This is a genomic window from Hydrococcus rivularis NIES-593 (genome assembly GCF_001904635.1).
Classification (GTDB): Bacteria; Cyanobacteriota; Cyanobacteriia; order Cyanobacteriales; family Microcystaceae; genus Hydrococcus; species Hydrococcus rivularis.
This window is the reverse complement of record NZ_MRCB01000042.1, coordinates 1-20491: the sequence shown is the minus strand read 5'-3', so window position 1 is coordinate 20491 and position 20491 is coordinate 1. Positions and strand designations below refer to the sequence as shown.

At 43.9% G+C, this 20491-nt stretch carries 21 protein-coding genes; 12 read left to right on the top strand and 9 right to left on the bottom strand.

All coding sequences use genetic code 11. The features are described from left to right. Positions 1–54: 54 nt before the first annotated feature. On the top strand, positions 55–627 hold the full coding sequence (locus NIES593_RS21285; protein WP_073601496.1) for a glyoxalase-like domain protein: 573 nt from the start codon (positions 55–57) through the stop codon (positions 625–627). Positions 628–690: 63 nt separating this feature from the next. Here NIES593_RS21285 and NIES593_RS21280 read toward each other — a convergent pair whose 3' ends face one another. Continuing rightward, on the bottom strand, positions 691–1443 hold the full coding sequence (locus tag NIES593_RS21280) for a class I SAM-dependent methyltransferase (RefSeq protein ID WP_073601495.1): 753 nt from the start codon (positions 1441–1443) through the stop codon (positions 691–693). Between the two features lie 75 nt (positions 1444–1518). Between NIES593_RS21280 and NIES593_RS21275 the strand changes: the two genes are divergently transcribed. The 3 genes from NIES593_RS21275 to NIES593_RS21265 all read left to right on the top strand — a co-directional run bounded on the left by NIES593_RS21275 (position 1519) and on the right by NIES593_RS21265 (position 4287). Further along, positions 1519–1986, top strand: a complete 468-nt coding sequence (locus tag NIES593_RS21275; RefSeq protein ID WP_073601494.1) for a DNA phosphorothioation-associated protein 4 — start codon at positions 1519–1521, stop codon at positions 1984–1986. Positions 1987–2126: 140 nt separating this feature from the next. Then, positions 2127–3548, top strand: a complete 1422-nt coding sequence (locus tag NIES593_RS21270) for a protein adenylyltransferase SelO (protein WP_073601493.1) — start codon at positions 2127–2129, stop codon at positions 3546–3548. A gap of 124 nt (positions 3549–3672) precedes the next feature. Then, entirely contained in the window at positions 3673–4287 is a 615-nt protein-coding gene (locus tag NIES593_RS21265; protein WP_073601492.1) for an HD domain-containing protein, read from the top strand. Between the two features lie 15 nt (positions 4288–4302). On the opposite strand, the gene NIES593_RS21260 is transcribed toward NIES593_RS21265, so the two are convergent. Both NIES593_RS21260 and NIES593_RS21255 read right to left on the bottom strand, forming a co-directional pair. Further along, positions 4303–4521 (bottom strand): hypothetical protein, encoded by a 219-nt coding sequence (locus NIES593_RS21260; RefSeq protein ID WP_073601491.1) that lies wholly within the window; start codon positions 4519–4521, stop codon positions 4303–4305. Positions 4522–4548: 27 nt separating this feature from the next. Then, positions 4549–5784: a response regulator gene (locus NIES593_RS21255; RefSeq protein WP_073601490.1), complete on the bottom strand. Its 1236-nt coding sequence runs from the start codon at positions 5782–5784 to the stop codon at positions 4549–4551. A 262-nt stretch (positions 5785–6046) separates the two neighbouring features. Between NIES593_RS21255 and NIES593_RS21250 the strand changes: the two genes are divergently transcribed. The 3 genes from NIES593_RS21250 (at position 6047) to NIES593_RS21240 (ending at position 9819) form a co-directional block, all read left to right on the top strand. Then, the gene (locus NIES593_RS21250; RefSeq protein WP_073601489.1) at positions 6047–6970 is read left to right on the top strand and encodes a PhzF family phenazine biosynthesis protein; all 924 of its coding nucleotides are present in this window, start codon (positions 6047–6049) and stop codon (positions 6968–6970) included. A gap of 601 nt (positions 6971–7571) precedes the next feature. Next, on the top strand, positions 7572–9533 hold the full coding sequence (locus NIES593_RS21245; RefSeq protein ID WP_073601488.1) for a chloride channel protein: 1962 nt from the start codon (positions 7572–7574) through the stop codon (positions 9531–9533). 55 nt (positions 9534–9588) lie between these two features. Continuing rightward, complete coding sequence (locus NIES593_RS21240) at positions 9589–9819, top strand: hypothetical protein (protein ID WP_073601487.1); 231 nt, start codon at positions 9589–9591, stop codon at positions 9817–9819. Positions 9820–9935: 116 nt separating this feature from the next. On the opposite strand, the gene NIES593_RS21235 is transcribed toward NIES593_RS21240, so the two are convergent. Continuing rightward, positions 9936–11120 (bottom strand): extracellular solute-binding protein, encoded by a 1185-nt coding sequence (locus NIES593_RS21235; RefSeq protein ID WP_073601486.1) that lies wholly within the window; start codon positions 11118–11120, stop codon positions 9936–9938. Positions 11121–11452: 332 nt separating this feature from the next. Here NIES593_RS21235 and NIES593_RS21230 point away from each other — a divergent pair, with 332 nt between their 5' ends. Then, positions 11453–11833 (top strand): hypothetical protein, encoded by a 381-nt coding sequence (locus NIES593_RS21230; RefSeq protein WP_073601485.1) that lies wholly within the window; start codon positions 11453–11455, stop codon positions 11831–11833. A gap of 25 nt (positions 11834–11858) precedes the next feature. Here NIES593_RS21230 and NIES593_RS21225 read toward each other — a convergent pair whose 3' ends face one another. Both NIES593_RS21225 and NIES593_RS21220 read right to left on the bottom strand, forming a co-directional pair. Further along, entirely contained in the window at positions 11859–12554 is a 696-nt protein-coding gene (locus tag NIES593_RS21225; protein ID WP_073601484.1) for an ExbD/TolR family protein, read from the bottom strand. 39 nt (positions 12555–12593) lie between these two features. Next, positions 12594–13286, bottom strand: a complete 693-nt coding sequence (locus tag NIES593_RS21220) for a MotA/TolQ/ExbB proton channel family protein (RefSeq protein WP_073601483.1) — start codon at positions 13284–13286, stop codon at positions 12594–12596. A gap of 242 nt (positions 13287–13528) precedes the next feature. Here NIES593_RS21220 and NIES593_RS21215 point away from each other — a divergent pair, with 242 nt between their 5' ends. Continuing rightward, complete coding sequence (locus NIES593_RS21215; RefSeq protein WP_073601507.1) at positions 13529–14803, top strand: serpin family protein; 1275 nt, start codon at positions 13529–13531, stop codon at positions 14801–14803. A 184-nt stretch (positions 14804–14987) separates the two neighbouring features. Then, a complete protein-coding gene (locus NIES593_RS21210) occupies positions 14988–15641 on the top strand; it encodes a DUF3386 domain-containing protein (protein ID WP_073601482.1) in 654 nt (217 codons plus the stop codon). A gap of 178 nt (positions 15642–15819) precedes the next feature. Here NIES593_RS21210 and NIES593_RS25345 read toward each other — a convergent pair whose 3' ends face one another. Further along, positions 15820–15942, bottom strand: a complete 123-nt coding sequence (locus NIES593_RS25345) for a hypothetical protein (RefSeq protein WP_281250778.1) — start codon at positions 15940–15942, stop codon at positions 15820–15822. A 525-nt stretch (positions 15943–16467) separates the two neighbouring features. Beyond that, positions 16468–17505, bottom strand: a complete 1038-nt coding sequence (locus tag NIES593_RS21205) for an aldo/keto reductase (RefSeq protein WP_073601481.1) — start codon at positions 17503–17505, stop codon at positions 16468–16470. A 226-nt stretch (positions 17506–17731) separates the two neighbouring features. Here NIES593_RS21205 and NIES593_RS21200 point away from each other — a divergent pair, with 226 nt between their 5' ends. Continuing rightward, positions 17732–19120: a serine/threonine protein kinase gene (locus NIES593_RS21200; RefSeq protein WP_073601480.1), complete on the top strand. Its 1389-nt coding sequence runs from the start codon at positions 17732–17734 to the stop codon at positions 19118–19120. 33 nt (positions 19121–19153) lie between these two features. After that, positions 19154–19888: a dienelactone hydrolase family protein gene (locus NIES593_RS21195; RefSeq protein WP_175561196.1), complete on the top strand. Its 735-nt coding sequence runs from the start codon at positions 19154–19156 to the stop codon at positions 19886–19888. Between the two features lie 459 nt (positions 19889–20347). On the opposite strand, the gene NIES593_RS25340 is transcribed toward NIES593_RS21195, so the two are convergent. Next, on the bottom strand, positions 20348–20470 hold the full coding sequence (locus NIES593_RS25340; RefSeq protein ID WP_281250777.1) for a hypothetical protein: 123 nt from the start codon (positions 20468–20470) through the stop codon (positions 20348–20350). Between the last annotated feature and the right edge of the window lie 21 nt (positions 20471–20491).

Here is a 20491-nt window from a genome sequence, read left to right as displayed (position 1 = left end):
CTGTTAGCTACCATGAGGTTAGTCTAAACTCTAGGATAAAAAGTCTCAGATCGAATGACTGCTATTATGTTTGTTTCTCCTTATTTCGGTGCTTTTCTGCCTATCGATAGCGTTTTTTCCACTCAAGGCATCATGGTAATGCTCTTGGTGGCATATGCGATCGCGATGTGGATGTTTCTCACTAGCGCACCAAAAGTTCACACGATCATGGTTTCCGACCTCGACGTTGCCAAGGAGTTTTACGAAGGGTTGTTAAATTTGCCCGTGGCAGATGTTCCTTTACATTATTACTATAATTACGAACAAACTTTAGGCACCGCAGGCGCTGACCCGCTTTATTTTTCTAGCAGCCCTGCTAGAATGACGAATAGTCCCCGCTACAATAGTACGGAAGGACTCTGGTATCAATTGAAAAAAAATACTCAATTACATATTATCTCTGGTGCGAGTTACGGTAAGAAAAATTGCCAGCGGCACGTTTGTTTCGATCGCGATTGTTTAGAACAAATTTTATTGCGCGTACAGTCGAGACGTTTAAAATTTAAGGTACGCCGAGAAAAACCACTTAATTTTCTAGTCAAAGATATCGAAGAAAGAGTAATTGAAATGGCAGAGGTGGCTAATTAAAGTTAAAAGGAAAAAGGTAAAAGTGGAAAATGTTCTGACTTTTACCGATTTTATTTAATTAGTTTAATTTTTCTGAAAAATTAAAATGTGCTGTTGGGGTAAAAATTCTTGGGTTTCTTTCCAAGACAAACCAACAGCATTCATTTCTTTTTTAACTTGATTTTGAGTCATTTTATGGAGAGCTTTAATAGGAATTAAAGGATTTTCGCGGCGATACTCGACTAAAACGACTCTGCCATCCCTTTTGAGTGCCTTGACTATTCCTTCCATCATTTCTCTGGGATATTCAAATTCGTGATAGGCATCGACCATCAACGCTAAGTCGATGCTATTGGGAGATAAATTAGGGGTGCTGACGCTGCCTAAAACTGTCTCTATGTTAATCACTCGATTCTCAGTTTTTAGGAAGTTAATAACGTCTAGCATTTCAGGTTGAATATCCACGGCATAGACTTTGCCTTGAGGGACCAAAGATGCTATGCGAAAGCTAAAATATCCCGTTCCCGCACCGATATCTGCAACGACATCAGTCGGTTTTAAATTTAGCGCTTCGATAACTTTCTTTGGTTGTTCTTGAAGTTCTCTACTAGGGCGTTCTAACCATAACATTTCCTGGTGCCCCATGACTTTAGCAATTTCTCGTCCCAGATAAAACTTGCCAATGCCATCGCGACTGTGGAAGGCACGTTGTTGATAATAGGCACTGGGGTTATTACTAGTAACGATCGCTGGGGTATAGATAAAATTGAGGAGTCCCAGGAGTAAAATTAAGAGTGCGATCGCGATACTAGAAATAAGAATTTTTGGAGATTTCATCGTATCTTTATAGAACTGACTTTAAAATCGCGCCATAATAAATTTTAAACGCGATCGCTAATAATCAGCTAAAAAATGGCACTACCAAGAATTAGAATTGCAAAAGAGAAAGCGGAATTGGTAAAAGCGTTAGTCGATTTTAATGGTGCCAAAGGACCTTTTCAAACTTATGCCGATGCCATCGTCTTTGCAGCTGCTTTAGGAGCAAAATATAACAAGCGAGTGCCTTTAGGAACTATTTCTAATACAGAACCCGCACCGATTAGCTTAGAAATTTTTATTTCTAGAGGATACGATACCGCAATTAAGTTACTCGCGATCGCTCAAACAAAAGATCCAAAAATTCTCTCGACTCATGACCTAAATGCAGAGGAACAACGAGTGAAAATTTTTGAAGAATATGCCAATGGAGGATTAGAAAAATTACGGGACGAGTTGCGAGGTGCCGTAGATTATACAGACCGTTTGTTGTTGATTTTGAGCGAGGAGAGATTTGAGGAAAAAGCAACCAACGAAGAGTTCGATTTGAGTCGATTCTTGTGAATTAATTAAAATTGAATACAGCGATCGCTATTCTCAAATTACCACCAATTGGCAAGGGTTGCAGAGGAATTAGGGAAATGATTTTTTTATCGCGTCTGGGTTAGGGTATATAAAGGTTGCTAACTTTCTTCACTCATCAGATGACGCAAACATCCCCCAATCCTTTTCTCAATCTCGATTACGAACCTGCCTTAGAATTACTGGGAGACGACTACTTTGATGAAGTTTCTGCCGCAGAATTTCCCCAGCACATTCTTCGCTTCCGCAACGATCGATTATTACCTAAGTTGGGATTAAATCCCGAATCTGTTCATGATTCTCACTTTATTGAAGCATTTGGGAAATTTCAGGGGATTCGTCCTTTTTTGGCACTGCGCTACCATGGCTATCAGTTTGGGGAATATAATCCCTTTCTAGGAGACGGCAGGGGATTTCTCTACGGACAAGTACGCGGCGTTGACGGTCAATTGTATGATTTTGGGACGAAAGGTTCGGGGAAGACTCCCTATTCGAGAAATGGCGATGGTAGATTAACTCTCAAAGGTGGCATTCGAGAGGTTTTGGCAGCAGAAGCATTGCATTATCTCGGCGTAGATACGTCTCGCTGTTTAAGTTTGATTGAAACGGGAGAGGCATTATGGCGAGGAGACGAACCGTCTCCGACTCGTTCGTCAGTGATGGTTCGCATGAGTCGTTCTCACATTCGCTTTGGTACTTTTGAACGATTGCGTTACATCCAACGTCGCGATTTAATGCATACACTACTCGATTGCGTCATCGATTGCTACTATCGAGAAGTTGCTAACTCAGAGAATCGCTATGTTGAATTTTATGCAGAATTAGTTAAGCGAGTAGCAAAATTAGTTGCGCAATGGATGGCAGCAGGATTCTGTCATGGGGTGTTGAATACAGATAATATGTCGATTACCGGGGAAAGTTTTGACTACGGTCCCTATGCATTTATTCCTACTTATAATCCATTGTTTACTGCTGCCTATTTCGATTATGGCGGGCGCTATAGTTACGGCAATCAACCCTATATTTGTCGGTCAAATCTCGAAATGCTTCAACTCTCTTTATCGATGGTAATTCCACTTTCCGAGTTAGAGAAGAGTTTAGCATCATTTGATGAGTATTATTACATTTATTATCATCAGTTGATGATGAATAAATTAGGATTCGATAATTTATCGACTCCAGAATCAAAAGAGTTATTAGAGAAAACCATTGAGATTCTCCAAGAAACCGAAATAGGTTATCATGATTTCTTTTACGAGCTATCCCAGCAGTTTAATTATGGATGGCGAGAGGATAGTTCGCTCATTTTAGAAAATCTTAAATTGCCAAAAGCAGACTGGAATAGTTGGCGAAGATTATATCATCATATTTTGAATCAATTGCCAATTGAAGAGATGGAAAAAATCGGCGATCGCCTGCGATATTATAATCCCAAAACGGCTTTACTTAGACCCGCGATCGAATCAGTATGGGAACCTATCGCTTATGAAGATAATTGGGAACCATTTTACGATTTAGTGAGGCGATTGCAGGCGAAAGAATAATATAGCAGTTTTCGGTTAGATAAGAGATGGGCATTGGTCGATTGAGGGAAATTCTCTTCACTTGAAAATCGCTATATCTCGTGTAAAAGCGTAGAGAGAAGCATGGAGACAGAGTTAAAAAACTATGTTATCCGAAATTTTAGCGACAGATAAATATTGGACAAACGACTTATTTCCTGAAGAGGTATTTAGGGAGTTTGTGACTGCTTATTCTCAACCCTATAGATCCTATCACAACCTCAAACATATTCAGCAAGTTTTGGATATAGTTAATGAAATGCGATCGCTAGGAAATAATTTAGTAGCTATTCAATTAGCAGCTTGGTTTCACGATGTCATTTACGACCCTCAAGCAAAAGATAATGAGGAAAAAAGTGCTGCTTATGCTCGCACTACTTTAACTAGAATAAATGTTTCTCAAGAAACTATAGAAAAGGTCGAAAAAATGATTTTGATGACGAAACAACATCAAGATTTATCTGGCGATATCGATATGCAAATTTTCTTAGATGCCGATCTTTCTATACTGGGTTCGTCTCCATTAGAATACCAAGCATATGCAAGAGCTATCAGACAAGAATATGCTTGGGTTTCCGAGAAAGAATATCGCCTTAAAAGAAAGCAAGTATTAGAAAATTTTTTGAGCAGAGAAAGAATTTATTCAACTGACTATTTATTCAAGAAGTTAGAGATGCGATCGCGAGAAAATATACAAGCAGAAATTAAGTTTTTATCTTAAAATTGAACGATGATATTATAACCAAGATTGGCGATCGCTCTCTAGTAAACCTGGATAAATTCCCTGTAACCGTCGATAGGCAATGCGATCTGCACCATACAAAAAGACAGATAAGCGCGGATCTTTAAGCGAAAACTGCTGTCGAAATCTACCAACTTTGAGATGAAAAGGTTTAATAATTGCCAAACGGATTTTTCTAGCTGGATCGATAAATTGCTGATGACGACGATACACACCGCCTATAGACAATCCTCTAAGTCCCTATTGTCTCACCGGACGACCTCGATATTTCACTTCATCGTCCGGATCGAAGAGCGATTGTCCGACAATTGTTTTGAAATACTTGCGGAGGATACCTATAACTATCTCTGACTTGACTGGTTTATTAATAAAACCCGAAGCGCCTACAAGCTTAGCTTTAACGCGATCGATAATTCCATCATTGCCAGTCAGAATGACAATGGGAGTCCGACGAAACATGGGAAGCTTGCGTAACTGAGTACAAATTTCATAGCCGTCAGCTTTGGGCATGACTAAATCTAAGAAAATGAGATCCGGTTGGCAATTTGACAAAATCTTGATGGCTTGCTGGGAGTCATCGATCGCGATAAACCGACAATTGGTTTGTTTGACGATCGTTTCCATAAAGTAACCAATCAGAGGACTATCATCGACGCAGGCAATCAACGGCTGTTGAGTTGGTGTTGCCGATGAGACAAATTGTGGCGACATGGGTAGGCAAACTGGCGGGGGTAAATCGGGAATGTCGATTAGTTTCATCAAATCCGAGGCGATGTAGGGCAAAAATAAACGGATGATAGTAACGACTTCTCGCTTGAGTCGAACGGCTAAATCGTGTAGGGTATTTTGTCCGTTACCCAGTTCGATCAGTGATTGATATTGGCGATCTGAAAAATATTGCCTCAGTTTTTCTGGATGTTCGATCGCCAATGCCATGTGAGGAGAATACGCTGTGGCGCTAGCTGCTTGCCAAGCCAGCCAAAGTTTCTCGGCAATCGCGATCGCATCTTGAGCTTCAATGGCTACTAATCTAGCAGAGAGTAACTTATCCTCGCGTAATTTGAACGAAACTTCTCCTACCTGATTTAGATCGAATAAGACTTCTACTAGATCGAACCAGATTGTCTTAGTGGCTTCCTCGAAAGTCAGCTCTTGTCGATCTACCCAAAAGCATAATAGCTGATACTCCCAGCCAAACCGAAGGCTTTCGGGAGCATTTTTTTCTAAAACTCGTTGCCAGATCGAAGGATGAGTGGGAATCTCAGGAATGTGCGAAGCGGCTAGGGCTAAATTTCTTTGCCACCGTCTGGTGGGATGGATTCCTCCACTAACGTAGATGATACGACCTGCGGATAGATAAAAAGTCCATCGTCGTTGTTTCGAGTCAGCTAGCAATAGTTGACCGCTAAATTGACGCTGCTTTAATAAGTCAAATAACTCAGTCTGCTTTCTGGCAGAAAACTCGATCGAAGACATGAGACTGCGCTCGGTTACGGGTAACGGTAAGGTTAGCTTGGAAGTTATCGGTTAAAGACAAGAGGAAGCCAGATGGATTAGCATTTATATTTTCACAGATTTTTTTATTAATTACAGCAAATTCCCTAATCTTTGCAATTTTTTGTGCAAATTTTACTTACAATAAAACTTTATGCCTCTTGTCAGTCGAGCATATAGCTCTACGAACATTTATTTAAGTTACTCACTTCTCCAAAACGAGATAAAGTGACAGGAGAAAGTTATGCGCCATAAATTCTACACAGCCGATGTTTTTAGCGATCGCATCTTTGGCGGCAATCCTCTAGCCGTTCTTCCCAATGCACGAGGATTGAACGCCCAGCAAATGCAACGGGTAGCGAAGGAATTTAACCTCTCAGAAACCGTATTTGTCTTTCCTGCCGAAACTTCTCAAGGAACTTGTCGCCTGCGAATTTTTACACCTGCTACTGAAATTCCTTTTGCAGGTCATCCTACCGTAGGAACGGCTTACATTCTCAGTGCCATTGGAGAAATCGCGCTGCAAGGCGAAGTGACAACAGTCATCTTTGAAGAAGGTATTGGTGCAGTTCCGGTGAAAATTCGTACCGAAGCCGGTAAACCCATCTATAGCGAACTGACTGCCGCACAATTGCCCAAATTCGGTTCCGAACCGCCTTCTGTTGCCGAACTTGCCTCAATGCTATCTCTAGAAATCTCTGATTTACTCAATGGAGAAGATTATCCGCAAGCGGTTTCCTGTGGCTTACCGTTTCTGTTTATTCCCTTGCGCGATCGCGAGGCACTAGGACGAGTGAAACTGAATCGAGAACGCTGGCAACAATTGCTGTCGAATTACTGGACATCTTCAGTCTATGTCTTTTGCTACGATCCAGAGCTAGAGGGATCGGACATTAGGGCGCGAATGTTCGATCCGGGATTGGGAATCCAAGAAGATCCCGCTACAGGTTCGGCTGCAACTGCGCTGGCAGGTTATTTAGGAACTCGTCATCCCCTAACCGATGGAACTTTAAAATGGGTTGTCGAGCAAGGTTTCGAGATGGGAAGACCTAGCATTCTTCAAGTGGAGGTTGATAAAGAAAATAACCAAATCAAAGAAATTCGAGTTGGCGGATCTTCAGTGTTAGTTAGCGAGGGAATAATAGAGATCCCGGACATTGAAAGCTGATAAAAAAGACAATCGAGACTCATACCAATTTTCAGGTTTTCGCGATCGACATTCTTCTCCCCTCTCCCAAATTGGGAGAGGGGTTGGGGGTGAGGGCGATCGACTATCTGTGTCATTAATGAATGAAAAATGGTATTAAATTTGTTTCGACGGGGTAAGAATCAATTGGTGATGGAGTATACGGCTTAGACATTTAGCAACCCCTGCAAAAGTTGTAATATCAAATCCGTTTAATTAGTCATAATATGTAGTGCGACCAACAGGAGTCGCGAGCGGGACTTGTTATTGTGGTCGTTCAACCGGATTTGATATAACCGTTTACCGATCGCGGAAAAAACCGAGTACAGTAGAAAAAGACTAGGAAATTTAATGCCTGCCCAGAGCGATCGCTCGAAATCTGACGATGGGGGTGCCTCAAGCTGCCCTCATAGTCGAGCGCGAAGTCATTAGGATTTCTGAGACTAGAACTTTTAAAGTTCGATCTAAATATTGCAAAATTCTAGATAAGAGACTGCCGCGATCGCGCAGTAGTTCTCTGCGATCGGATAATTCCCATCTCCCCTCGGACAAATTTTAATTCCAAGCCGCTTGCCATCTTTAAATGACTACTGCCCTGCCCGAATCCAAAGTTCTGCTTCCGCCAACGCCCAAGCCAGTTTCCCTATCCGATCGCTTAACCAGTTTTCTCAATCGCTTGCAACCGTCGCCAGAAGTACTGGTGTTGATTTCTGCCCTGTTTATTGGCGGCAGCACGGGACTGGCGCTGATCCTCTTCCATCATCTAATCGCCCTGTTTCAAACCTTAGCTTTTAACGAGCTACTCGATTACATTTCGCCCTGGGGAGCTTGGATGGTAGCCTTCATTCCCATCTTGGGCGGATGTCTTGTCGGGTTGATGCGATGGCAGTTTTCAGAGTTCTTCGGGCAGGGATTATTGGCTTTGCTGAGCGACACAAGAGTTCAGCCGCTGTCTCCCCTGCGACCCGCGATCGAGATGCTGGCAGCAGCCGTTTCACTGGGAACGGGCGCTTCTTTAGGACCGGAAGGTCCCAGTGTCGAAATTGGTGCTAACGTCGGCATTATTTTAGGACAGGTCTTTCAAGTCTCTAAAGAACGCTATCGACTTCTGCTTGGTGCCGGGGCAGCCGCCGGGTTAGCGGCAGGATTCAACGCGCCCATCGCGGGAGTCTTCTTTGCCTTGGAGGTCGTATTGGGAACCACCTTCACCACTCCAGCCGCCAGTTTAATTCTCTTATCAGCCGTCGTCTCGGCAGTCATTGCCCGGATCTACATGGGAGCGCGTCCGGCTTTCGATCTCCCTCCCTATCAGGTTTTGAGTAACTGGGAGTGGCTCCTCTACTTGGGATTGGGCTTATTAGCTAGTCTTGTTTCCATGCTTTTCGTGTGGGGAATTCAATTTTTCCAAGCGAGTTTTCAAGGAAAAGTTCCCGCCTTGGTTTGGTTGGGAAAACTTCCTGGAGCGATAAAACCCGTTATTGGAGGAGCTTGTGTCGGTTTGGTTGCCCTGCAATTTTCTCAAGTTCTCGGCGTTGGTTATGGAACGATAGAGGTCATTCTTCAAGGAAAAGAATTCTATTCGTTGCCGCTGCTGTGCCTGCTGTTGCTTTTCAAATTGCTCCTGACGGGAATTTGTTTGGGCAGTGGTTTGGTGGGGGGAATTTTTGCTCCCGCCATGTTTTTGGGAGCTTGTTTGGGAGCGATTTATGGCAATATCTTGACGCTAGTACTACCAGTTGAGATTGCCCCAGCCGCCGCCTATGCGATGGTGGGGATGGCAGCCGTATTAGCTAGCAGCGCCAAAGCTCCTCTGACGGCGATTATTCTTCTGTTTGAGTTGACCCAAAACTACCTCATCATTCTTCCTTTGATGACTGCGGTGGGAGTTAGCGTTTGGATAGTCGAGCGCCTGAAATCCAGCCAGTCGCTCCCAGACCTTAAACTTCAACAAATGGGAGTGAACTTGGAAAAGCAGGAAGAACAGGAGCCTTTAGAGCATTTACCGACTGCCTTAGTCATGGGGCACTCTTATTTAGGATTGCCTGCTTCCATGTCTCTATTAGAGGCAGGTCGGGTCATGTGCCAGAATAAATGTCATACGGCTTTAGTGCTCGATGAGATGCAGCAGCTCGTGGGAATTATCTCGCTAGCTGACATCAAGCGCAGGCTGGTTCTCCCAATCAAAGAGCCGTCCGCAGAATCCCATCCAATCGATCGCGTCATTGAGCAACCACTAGGAGATATTTGTATTGAGGAGGTTCTCTACGCTCACGAGGACGAACCCGTTAATGAAGTTTTGGTAAGAATGGAAGCGAGGGGGCTGTATTTGCTGCCCGTGGTAGAACGAGATAATCTTCGCAAGGTGTTGGGAGTGGTCGAACGACATCAGATTGGTTTGGCAAGCGATTTAGCCGAGACGCAGAAAGTACTCCGTGACTACTTACCCGAACCAGTCATCAGTGACGAGTTACCGACCTTCTCTCGCCAGCTGGAAGCCGCTTCTGCCTCGGCTTTGCCGATTACCAGTTCAGACGAATCCCATTGAGGATTTGATAGGATACCACTACGAAAGCCTTTTTCTCTAGCAACGGATAAGCGCTATGTCGATCTCGAAAGCAGAAGCAAAGCAGCTCCTAGAACGTTTGATTTTTGAGGAGGAAAACCCACAGGACTGGGTACAGGATGTTTGGGGATTGAGTCCGTTTTTGGGGGACAGTGCGGCAAAATTGCTAGAGGCTTTTGAAGCGCTAATCGAGTGCTGCCCCCAAGAGCAATTGGAAAACTTACTGCAAACCTATTATCAAGATTACCTTGAGTCGCGATCGCAATGAAGAAGTTGCGATCGTCGCGAAAGCTCCTTGGCTCTTTGCGTCTTGCTCGTTTTTAGGCAATTCGCGAGCAAGATGCTCGCACTACTAATATAATATCGTTATCAGTCAGATTTATCCTATCTCCCGTCTCTTTGTCTCCTTGTCTTGCGCACCTGCCGCCAGAGAGTCTCGTATTCCTTCTGGACTTGGGCGGGAAGGGGATAGAGAAACTCGCACTTGTCTAAAATTTGAGGTTCGATTAGCAGCAAAGGATTTTTGCGGATGTCTTTGGGCAATTCGTTGGCTTTAAGGTTAACAACGATTGGGGAGGCAGCATTGGTAAACAGAGAAATTTGACTGGCTGACTGAGTTTGCCAACAGAAATCAATCCACTGCTTTAATAGAGAAGCGCGATCGCTAGTTTCTCGTGTAGAGGTAGGCTGTACCCATATATCTGCCCAAAGAGAGGTTCCCGATCGCGGAATGACTGCTTTAATCGTTCGATAGCGCTCTGTTAGGGCGAGGATATCGCTAGACCAACCTACGGCAAGCCAAGTATCGCCTAAGATCAAAGGCTGGAGATAGCGATCCGAACTGTAGAATTTTACCTGTCGGTGCAGCGACAATAGCTCTGATTTTAGGTTGGAGATTTTGTTCAAATCTTGGCTGTTGTAAGAATATTTGAGCTTTTTGAGCGTTAACCCAATGACTTCTCGCGGTTGGTCTAGAAGAGAAATGCGATCGCGCAATTCCTCTCGCCACAAATCTTCCCAATCCGTGGGCATCCAACCTAACTTCTCAAACTCCTCCTGGCGATAGGCAATCAGAGTGCTGCCCCAGCGATAGGGCGCGCCCCAAATTTGACCTCGTTCGTCGGGCATCCCTTGCTCGTTTCGCCTTACTAATGCCTGCCAGCGAGTAGGTAATCGCTGCCATCCAGTTAGATCGTTAGCATTTAACGGTCGAATTAATCGTTCAACAATTGCCTTCTCCAGCCAATAGTCCCCTAAAGTTACTAAATCGGCGCTAGTAGGTGTCTGCTTGCCAATCAAAGGCATTCTATCGTACCACGCTGACTGATTTTGAGGTTTTTGCTGCCAAATTTGTAGCAAATCAAAGAGATCTTTGAGTTGAGCCTCTGGTTTGAAGGAAAATGCTTTTTCGCGATCGATTTGTTTATGAAATGACCCAATTAGCTGCGGCGGGATAGTTCCTTGTAGCAGCAAAATTTGCAAGGCTGTTTGTCGATTGTTACATCCAGCCAAGCATTGCGCGAGTGCCATTGTTCCCGCACCGACTAAAAAGGAGCGACGGCTAAGCATAGACCCAATGCGATCGATTTTTACTACTCAAAAAAACACTTGGTAAATTGTCAGGCAATAGAGCGGTTATGCATTGAAAAAAGCGGAAAAATGAATATCTTTTGACCATTATTGCCATATAAGCCAAATTCCCGTTCTTCTTCAATAACTCCAAAAACTCCGTTGGCAGCTAATTGCAAAAAACGATTGAAGAATAGGATTGATTTCCATAGAATTTGAAGCCTTTAATTAAGAGTGGTGAAGCAATAGTTAAATGAATCGGGAATCCTATTAGTTTTTTTTGTGATGCTCATAGGATGGGAAACAAAGAACTAATATAGCTAGGTAATCTTATGGATACGCTACAACAACAAATTTTCGATCTAGATCGTAAAGTCGATCGGCTGCACGAACTTGTCGAACGCATTAGCGATCGCATCTCTACTCTAATTCTGGAGAGGCAACAATTGCCAGAGAACGAACTGGCGAACTATCCGAGCAAAAATTCTCAGAGAAGTTCGTTATCTCAAACTAACGGACACTTTCAGTCGCTGACGGATCACAAAGATATTCTCGTTGATGATGGCGAAGAGCGACTCCGACTCAATTCCGAAAGTGGGCAAACCTTGTCCTCGGATATTCAGATCCGACGGTTGACAGCCCAGTTGACAGCTGCCTACAATCGCATTGCTGCTTTAGAAGAACAATTACTGGCTTGTCGAATCAATTCTTAGCGACTGTTTTTCTCCGGCTCCCAAATTAATTGTTTCTGCCGGGAGTCGTATTGGGGGGACTGGGTAAGCTAGGAACGGAGGGAGCATAGGGATTGGATTGAGAGTTGCCCAACCTAGAATTGGGCATAGAAGGAGGTAAGTTCTGCGGCAGAGAATAGGGAGAACCTCCGGGCAAATTCGTTCCCGAAGGCAAGTTGTTGTTGAAGTTAGGAGTCAAATTTCCTTGTATTGCTTCCAATGCTTCCGATTCGCCAGGTAAAGTCGCTAGCGCCACGCGATTGCCGCCTACCTCCCGCAGCATGTCCAAGACTCGAACCACTTCGTTGTAGCTAGCATTTCTGGAGGCGTGAAGAACCATTAATCCGTTGGGATTATACTGATGATAGTTTTTGAGGGCTTGAAACAGCTGATTGCTAGTCACGAGTTGTTGTTCGACATAGACTTGTCCCAAATCGTCGAGGCTGACGACTAGCATTTCTCGCATCTGAGGCTTGCCGGTACTGGCTTTGGGTAAATCTAAGCCGATCGCTTGCTGGCGAGAAAAACTAACGGCAGCCAAAATAAAGAAGATTAAGATACAAAAAACAACGTCAATTAGCGGTACGATTTCAATCCGTACCTCTTGATTATCCGTGCGATCGTGCCACAGCCTAAAGTAACGTAAGGCTATTGGGGTAGCCCCAGCACGGCTCGCGTTTGTTCGAGAATGTGATTCTTTCATTCGCTCTTAGAATCTCGTCTATAGATATTGCTTTATATCTTAGCTATCGAAGGGGTCTGACGTTTCCAGATTAACATCATTGACATCGAAAGCATAAGATTGCTCCTGGATCTCCATCCAGCGCTGCCGATAAATTAATTCCAACTCACTTGCGGCTTTGCGAAACACTCTTACTTGATTGGACCAAAAGGCTTGAAAGAGTCGATAAAAAATCAAACTGAAAATGGCAACGATCAGCCCTGCTGCGGTGGAATAGAGGGCTTGACCGATACCGATAGGGACATCAGCCGTAGAAGCCGTTCCCAAGTCGCCAATCCGTAGGTCGCCTAAAGAATAAATCAGACCCAATACCGTACCGAGCAGTCCTAACAGGGGGGCAATGGCAATCGTTGCTTCTAAGATCTTATCTCCCCGTCGCATTGTGGCTAGCTGTTCGTCAGCGGCAGCTTCTAGCGCCAGATGAAAAACATCTGGGTCGGGTTCGGAAAGGCGCAGAGGCGCATAGAGCAATTCTCCGATTGGATGTTTGCGGTTTTCCCGCGCGATCTTGGATGCCAGATCCCAATTGCGGGCTGCGGTTTCGAGAATGCGAGTAGAAACCTCTCCTTCTTTGAGAAGCATTCTTGCCCAAAACCAAAGACGTTCGAGAATGGTGCTGAGCGCCAAGATAGATAAAAACAGCAAAGGCCACATAGCTGGCCCGCCTTTTTGAATAATGTCCGGTAAGTTCACAGTTTCGATAACCTCCGTTGCTTCCTCCTAACAGTTTACGATTGAATTGAGTCGCGATCGAGTATAGCTTCAGGGCGGGTTAGAGATACTCCGCCGTCCCATCGCGTCCTCCTTTAACTTCGCGAATTTTTCGACAAAATGCCAACTTAGGCAAGGTTTGTTAGGGTAGCCTCTCGTCAGAAAGTTACCCCATAGCGTCATTATTGAGATAGCGAACAATATTGCAACTTAAAATGCCTCCGATGAAACAAAAAACGGCGATCGCGATTTGGACGATAACTTTATTAACGTTTTCGATCGGATTGAGTTCCCGCCTAAACAACATGGCTCTAGCTACCCATCCCGATTCCTCCTCCAAATTTAGCGACATGGCCCTAGCCCCCAAGCAAGCCAATCCCGACGGAAAACTGGTCAGTGTCAATATCCAATTTGGCTTTAGGCTATTTTCAGAAATGGTCAAAACCAGTAAAAATCAAAATGTCTTTTTCTCGCCTGCTAGCGTCGCGATCGCTCTATCGATGCTCTACAATGGCGCAAGCGGCGCAACCCAACAGGAAATGGCAACGGCAATGGCTTTGGATGGGATAGATCTCGGAGCCATTAATGCTGCCAACCAATCTTTACGCGGATCTTTGCAAAACGCCGATCCTAAAGTCCAGCTCTCCATCGCCAATTCTCTGTGGGCAAGACAGGGCTTTTCCTTTCGACATCAATTTCTCAAAAACACTCGGCAATTCTACCAGGCACAAGTCACCAACTTAGATTTTGCCAGTCCCGACGCAGTAGGAATCATTAATCTTTGGGTAGAAGAAAGTACGCAAGGCAAAATCGCTCAGATTGTCGATCGCATCAACCCCGACGACGTAATGTTTTTAATTAATGCCATTTATTTTAAAGGCACCTGGACAAACCCGTTTGATAAAACTCAGACTGCCCAACAGCCGTTTTATCTTTCCGACGGGACATCCAAACGGCATCCCCTGATGTCTCGTCAAGGGAATTACCGTTATTACGAAAACCAACAATTTCAAGCAGTTAGCTTGCCTTACGGTAGCGGACGATTGAGCTTGTACGTTTTTCTGCCCAAACAGAACAGTGACTTGGATGCTTTTTTAGGACAGTTAAACGCTCAAAATTGGAATCAATGGCTATCTCAGTTTCAAAATCAAAAAGGAGTAGTAAAAATTCCCCGCTTTAAGCTCGAATACGAAATCGAACTTAAAAATGCTCTGGCTACTTTAGGGATGAAGACAATGTTCGACGGCACCAAAGCCGAATTTACTGCTCTGACTTCCGAACCGGTGAGGGTCGATCGCGTCAAACACAAAACTTTGGTAGAAGTTAATGAAGAGGGAACTGAAGCTTCGGCTGCTACTTCTGTTGGCGTGCAGGCTAACTCCACTGCTCTGAGCAACCCGTTTTCAATGATTGTCGAACGCCCTTTCTTCTGCACAATTCGAGACGAGCAAACGGGAACTATTGTATTTATGGGCGCGATCGTCGATCCAAAAACTTAAAAGAAAAAGTGAAAACTGCAATGAGATGTTTCGCTTTGCGATTGCTACGCTCAACATGACGAAGTGCTTTTCAGGCTCCGCTGCCTCGCGGCGGAGTACCTTGTACATTCTATACTTTACTTTTGGGACAACCTGTCAGTAGCGAGATCGGTCAAACTAGAGATAGTAAAGTAAGGAGAGTTGCATGACTCAAAGAATCGAAGCCCGCGATCTATTTCGCGCCGCCTACGAAAACCGCTATACTTGGGAGAAAAATTTCCCCGGATACACGGCTGATATCACCTTCAGGCGAGGAGACGAGGTTTTTCGCGCTAAAGTTCGCGTCAATCCAGACTTGAGTGGTGAAGTGTTTGATATAGCGGACGAACAGGCGAAAAAAGAAATTCACGGACAGTTATGGGAAACCGCTATCCACCGCATCCGCCGAACCTTTGAAGAGACTCATGGCAAAAATACATTTAGCTACGGCGATATCGATGAAACTGGGGCAGTAGAAATTCTGGTTGGCGGGAAGTCGCAAGGCGATCGCTATAAAGTTCGCAATAATGAAGTTTGTCACGTCCATCGCCACATTCACGGGGTTGTCGTGACGATCGACACCTTTAGCAGCCACGATACGGGAGAAGGTTATCTCTCCCATCGCTACGATTCTATCTACCGCGACCCAAAGACGGGCGAAGTCAAAGCGGGACGAAGCAAGTTTGAAGACAATTACGAAAAAATCGGCAAATATTACATCTTGACTAGCCGAGTTATCCAAACCGAAGAAAACGGTCAAACAGTGACCAGAGAATTCAGTTTTTCTAATGTCAAATTGCTCGAACCTGCCGTAGTATAGTTAAACTTCTGTTTAGCTACTGAAGACTTGTTAGAGACGCAGCGATCGCTGCATCTCTTATTTTGCTCCGTTTAAGCGCATCAAGAACGTAATTAATTGAAGGATAAAGTAACTGTCTATCCTTCAATCATAAAGCGATTGTCTTCAATCTACAAAAACTCAACTATTTTTTTTTTACTTAAATCGTACCAACAGCAGAAAGTGAATAAAGAACTCCTGAAAGTAAAAGAATAAATACTAAAACCAGCACTAGAACGATTACTCCTGAAGGAATTGTATCTGTATTAGATTTTTCTGTCATTTTTTTCTTCAACAACAATTTAGCTATCGAAAATTTATGATTTGCGAGCCATAGTAAGTTGTTTTGGAGTGAGTGAATTTAAACTTTTATAATACTTAAAAAAATAAGGACTACATAGCAAAAAAACGTAATAATTTATCTAAATTGCATTTGAGAGATTAATCTAACTGTTTCTGTCTTTGCCGTGCTGAAGCCAATAATTCTTGTGCTTGAGAATATGTCGTCGTTCCAGGCTGAACTTGCTCCAGTCGATTGATAATTTTTTGTAACTGAGCGATGACATAGTTGCGATCGATCGCTTCTGTATAGTTACAATCTATGCCTCTCCTGCGATGCGATCGCTAGCAGTACATTTTTCCATCTCGGCACGCAGGATTTTCCAAGCTTTCCGGTTGAGACGCGACATGAACGATATAAAAGAACTCTCTATTTAGAGTTCCCAAATATCGCCCTGTTATTTAATGGACTTCCGCTCTTAGCCAAGAAATTGATTTCTTGGTGAGATTTTAATGTCTGCTTCGCTCCCTATAACCGACGATAGTCAATTTTTGCCAGCGATCCGGCAAAAGCGAAATCTTGAACCATCGGACTCCTCAAGAAATCATGGGGAAAACCGAGTTCGATCGCGCTGACTTCATCCAACCGTTGCATCTGTTCTGGACTCAATTGAAACTCTAGACAAGCCAGGTTATCTTGTATCTGAGAAACCTTGCGCGAACCGATGATAGGAATGATGTCGTCGGGTTGTTGCCGCAGCCAGTTGAGAGCCACTTGAGCAGGCGATCGTCCCAGTTCGTTAGCGATGCTGACAACAGTTTCTGCAATTTTCAAATCCCGTTCGCTAATTTTAAACATTGGATCGCTGAGTCGCCCGGTTTCGCCAGACTCATCGGCAGGACGATTGTATTTACCTGTCAAAACGCCCCCACCAAGGGGACTCCATGCCGTCACGCCGATCTCGAAGGCACGCGCCATCGGCAGTAAATCTCGTTCTGGCGTGCGTTCTCTCAAGGAATATTCGATCTGCAAACCGATAAAAGGAGTCCAGCCGCGCAGCGTGGCAATGGTGTTAGCTTGGGAAATAATCCAAGCAGGCGTGTCGGAAACGCCAATGTAGAGAACTTTTCCGGCTCTGACTAAATCGTCAAACGCTCGCATGACTTCTTCCACGGGCGTGGTAAAATCCCAAGCGTGCAGCCATAGCAAGTCGATGTATTCCATCCCCAGACGCTTCAAACTAGCTTCGACTGACTGCACCATATTTTTCCGGTGGTTGCCGCCTGCATTAACTTCGCCTTGTCCGGTATTGAGCGAATATTTGGTCGAGACGACCCACTTTTCTCGATCGGCAGCAACGAATTCGCCGACATATTTTTCACTCGTGCCATTGGTATATAGATTGGCAGTGTCGAGGAAATTTCCCCCTGCTTCGGCAAAAAGATCGAAGATTTTGCGACTCTCATCGTAGGAACTTCCCCATCCCCAGTCTTCGCCAAAAGTCATGGTTCCCAAGCAAAGTTCGGAAACTCGCAGTCCGCTGTGACCTAGCAGTTTGTAGCGCATTGTCATTCACCTGATAGAGCGATCGCTTTTATTGTACAAAGCAATATGCGAACTCTATATAGATAAGCTATCTTTATAGTCCTTGCTTTAAAATAGTATTGCAATGGAGTGCGATCGCGTTTAATCAATTTTTTTCATGGGAAAAATAAATGTGGTTAGTAATTAGTAGGTAGTAGGCTACTAACCACTAACTTAAATTTACAGAAATACACATAGGAGTCAAACCATGATCGGTCAAATAATCAGCGATCGCTACGAAATTCAGAAACAATTGGGCAAAAAAGCTGGAAGACAAACTTTTTTGGCTCGCGACTTACAAACTCAAGAGTTAGTTGTCATTAAACTCCTAACCTTTGGCGAAGATTTTGAATGGAAACACCTCGAACTTTTTGAAAGGGAAGCACAAACCCTACGCAATCTTTATCACCCTGCTATTCCTCGTTATTTAAACTATTTTGATGTTAATTTGCAAAACGTCAAAGGATTTGCTTTAGTTCAAACTTATATCGATGCAAAATCCTTAGAAGAACAGCTCAGTTCGGGACGAACGTTTAATCAAGAAGAAGTTAAAGAATTAGCAAAATCTTTATTAGAGATTCTTATTTATTTACACAGACAAAATCCTCCTGTCATTCACCGAGATATTAAGCCTAGCAATATTTTATTAACCGACCGTTCGGGGCATAGCGTCGGTCAAGTTTATTTAGTTGATTTTGGAGCCGTACAAACGCTTGCTTCAAGAGAAGGTGCAACGATGACTTTAGTAGGAACTTATGGCTATATGCCACCAGAGCAATTTGGCGGACGTGCCGTTCCTGCGTCCGATCTTTATAGTTTAGGAGCAACATTAATTTATCTATTTACTGGTATTCCTCCTGCCGATTTACCGCAAAAAGATTTACGAATTGAATTTGAAAAATTTACCAATCTAAGTCCTACTTTAAGGAATTGGTTGCGGCGAATGACCGAACCAAGTTTAGAAAGACGTTTTCAATCGGCAGAGCAAGCCTTGCAAGCTTTAGAAGCCTTAGAAAGCTCTCAGCTAGTTCCCCTGACTCCCTCAGAAATTAGCCAACCTTTTGGAAGTAAAATTTTACTGTATAAGGATAGTGAAAAATTTGAATTAATCGTTCCAGCAGAAGGATTTCATCCAGGATTAGTATTTCTAGGAGCATTCGCAATCGCCTGGAATTCATTTATTTTTTTCTGGACATCTATGGCACTCACAGCCCCATCTCCAGGCAATCTATTTTTTGCTTTATTTTCTCTTCCTTTTTGGGCAGCGGGTATCAGTATGATCATTAAAATTCTCTTTAGTTTATTTGGACGAAATATACTCCATATCGATCGTGAACAAATTTCTCTGGCAAAAGAACTTTTTGGTTTTAGATATCCACAATCTCGTTCTTTTCCACGCCAAGGTATTAACAAATTGCAGCGGGCAAATCTTTCGTACACAAAAAACTCAGATGGCGATCGCGTTAGCATTCCCCCATCTCTTATCATTTGGGCAGGAACCCAGAAATATCGACTGGATTTTCATTTATCCGAACCGGAATTAGACTGGATTGCTTATGAATTGAGCGATTGGTTGGGTTTGCCGATTAGTAATTAATTAAAATATAGTTTGGAGAAATCGAGATTGACAATGTTGGAAATTCAAACCGATCGCGTACAAATCAAAAATGAGGATCTAGCCATCGATGCCTATCTCGCTACCCCACAAGGCAAAGGTACCTTTCCTGCCGTAGTCGTCATTCAAGAAATATTCGGAGTTAACGATCATATCCGCGATATTACCCGACGATTTGCTAAAGAAGGGTACGTTGCGATCGCGCCTGCCATCTATCAGCGTCAAGCACCCGGTTTTGAAACGGGATATACCGAAAAAGACATCGAAATCGGCAGAGTCTACAAAAATCAAACCAAAGCTTCAGAATTGCTGAGCGATATCCAAGCCGCGATCGACTATCTTTACACCTTACCCCAAGTCAAGCGTACTGGCGTTGGCTGCATTGGCTTTTGCTTTGGGGGACACGTTGCCTATTTAGCAGCAACTTTAGCCGATATTAAAGCAACAGCCTCCTTTTATGGCGCAGGAATTACCACTTGGTCGCCTGGAGACGGAGAACCTACCGTAACCCGAACGCCAGAGATTAAAGGAACGATCTATGCTTTCTTTGGCATGGAAGATGCTAGCATTCCCGTCGAACAGGTAGACGAAATCGAAGCCGCATTACAAAAATACAACATTCCCCACCGCGTCTTTCGCTATTCTGGAGCCGATCATGGCTTTTTCTGCGACCAGCGGGCAAGCTACAACCAACAAGCAGCAGAAGATGCTTGGAAGCAAGTATTAGAGTTGTTTAGCGCTACCCTCTAGGAGAGTAGGAACGCGAAAACTCGTTCAGGATTTAAATCCCAAGTGAGCTATGAGGGAATGAATTTTCTTGCGCGATCGCAAAAGTTATACCAATTTTCAGGTTTTCGCGATCGACATTCTTCTCCCCTCTCCCAAATTGGGAGAGGGTTGGGGGTGAGGGCGATTGACCATCTCTGTCATTAATGAATGAAAAATGATCTTATTGCCTATAAGACTAAATGATTACTAGGTAAGACTTTAAGCATCAACGCCTAGAACTAAAGTTCTAGGCTCAAAGCTCAACTCGATTAAAATCGACTGAAATTCCTATCGGGTCTTCTCTAGAAGACTTTTTCGCTCGCCCAGGAAATTAATAACAACGGCAGTTGTTGAGAATGGTGCGAGATCGCAGTTAAAATTAACTTAAACGCTTATCCAGTCGTCTTTAGACGACTTTAGAGCTGGGATGGGGCGGCGATTTCAATCGCTGACTGGCGAACTCAATGCTTCTTGCTGTTGAGCCGAACCTTGGGTGCCTAATTGAATTAGCTCGATCTTATAACCATTAGGGGTTGAGTCGATGAGGGATATTATTCCCCGCACCTCTCAGTTAGATCCGGACGT

Bases quoted from the DNA above. Each gene is read 5' to 3' on its own strand.
- NIES593_RS21275 (WP_073601494.1), top strand. From the start codon at position 1,519: ATGGCACTACCAAGAATTAGAATTGCAAAAGAGAAAGCGGAATTGGTA.
- NIES593_RS25345 (WP_281250778.1), bottom strand. From the start codon at position 15,942: ATGACAGAAAAATCTAATACAGATACAATTCCTTCAGGAGTAATCGTT.
- NIES593_RS21250 (WP_073601489.1), top strand. From the start codon at position 6,047: ATGCGCCATAAATTCTACACAGCCGATGTTTTTAGCGATCGCATCTTT.
- NIES593_RS21210 (WP_073601482.1), top strand. From the start codon at position 14,988: ATGACTCAAAGAATCGAAGCCCGCGATCTATTTCGCGCCGCCTACGAA.
- NIES593_RS21240 (WP_073601487.1), top strand. From the start codon at position 9,589: ATGTCGATCTCGAAAGCAGAAGCAAAGCAGCTCCTAGAACGTTTGATT.
- NIES593_RS21195 (WP_175561196.1), top strand. From the start codon at position 19,154: ATGTTGGAAATTCAAACCGATCGCGTACAAATCAAAAATGAGGATCTA.
- NIES593_RS21200 (WP_073601480.1), top strand. From the start codon at position 17,732: ATGATCGGTCAAATAATCAGCGATCGCTACGAAATTCAGAAACAATTG.
- NIES593_RS21225 (WP_073601484.1), bottom strand. From the start codon at position 12,554: ATGAAAGAATCACATTCTCGAACAAACGCGAGCCGTGCTGGGGCTACC.
- NIES593_RS21235 (WP_073601486.1), bottom strand. From the start codon at position 11,120: ATGCTTAGCCGTCGCTCCTTTTTAGTCGGTGCGGGAACAATGGCACTC.
- NIES593_RS21285 (WP_073601496.1), top strand. From the start codon at position 55: ATGACTGCTATTATGTTTGTTTCTCCTTATTTCGGTGCTTTTCTGCCT.
- NIES593_RS21270 (WP_073601493.1), top strand. From the start codon at position 2,127: ATGACGCAAACATCCCCCAATCCTTTTCTCAATCTCGATTACGAACCT.
- NIES593_RS21280 (WP_073601495.1), bottom strand. From the start codon at position 1,443: ATGAAATCTCCAAAAATTCTTATTTCTAGTATCGCGATCGCACTCTTA.
- NIES593_RS21205 (WP_073601481.1), bottom strand. From the start codon at position 17,505: ATGCGCTACAAACTGCTAGGTCACAGCGGACTGCGAGTTTCCGAACTT.
- NIES593_RS21230 (WP_073601485.1), top strand. From the start codon at position 11,453: ATGGATACGCTACAACAACAAATTTTCGATCTAGATCGTAAAGTCGAT.
- NIES593_RS21255 (WP_073601490.1), bottom strand. From the start codon at position 5,784: ATGTCTTCGATCGAGTTTTCTGCCAGAAAGCAGACTGAGTTATTTGAC.
- NIES593_RS21245 (WP_073601488.1), top strand. From the start codon at position 7,572: ATGACTACTGCCCTGCCCGAATCCAAAGTTCTGCTTCCGCCAACGCCC.
- NIES593_RS21215 (WP_073601507.1), top strand. From the start codon at position 13,529: ATGAAACAAAAAACGGCGATCGCGATTTGGACGATAACTTTATTAACG.
- NIES593_RS21265 (WP_073601492.1), top strand. From the start codon at position 3,673: ATGTTATCCGAAATTTTAGCGACAGATAAATATTGGACAAACGACTTA.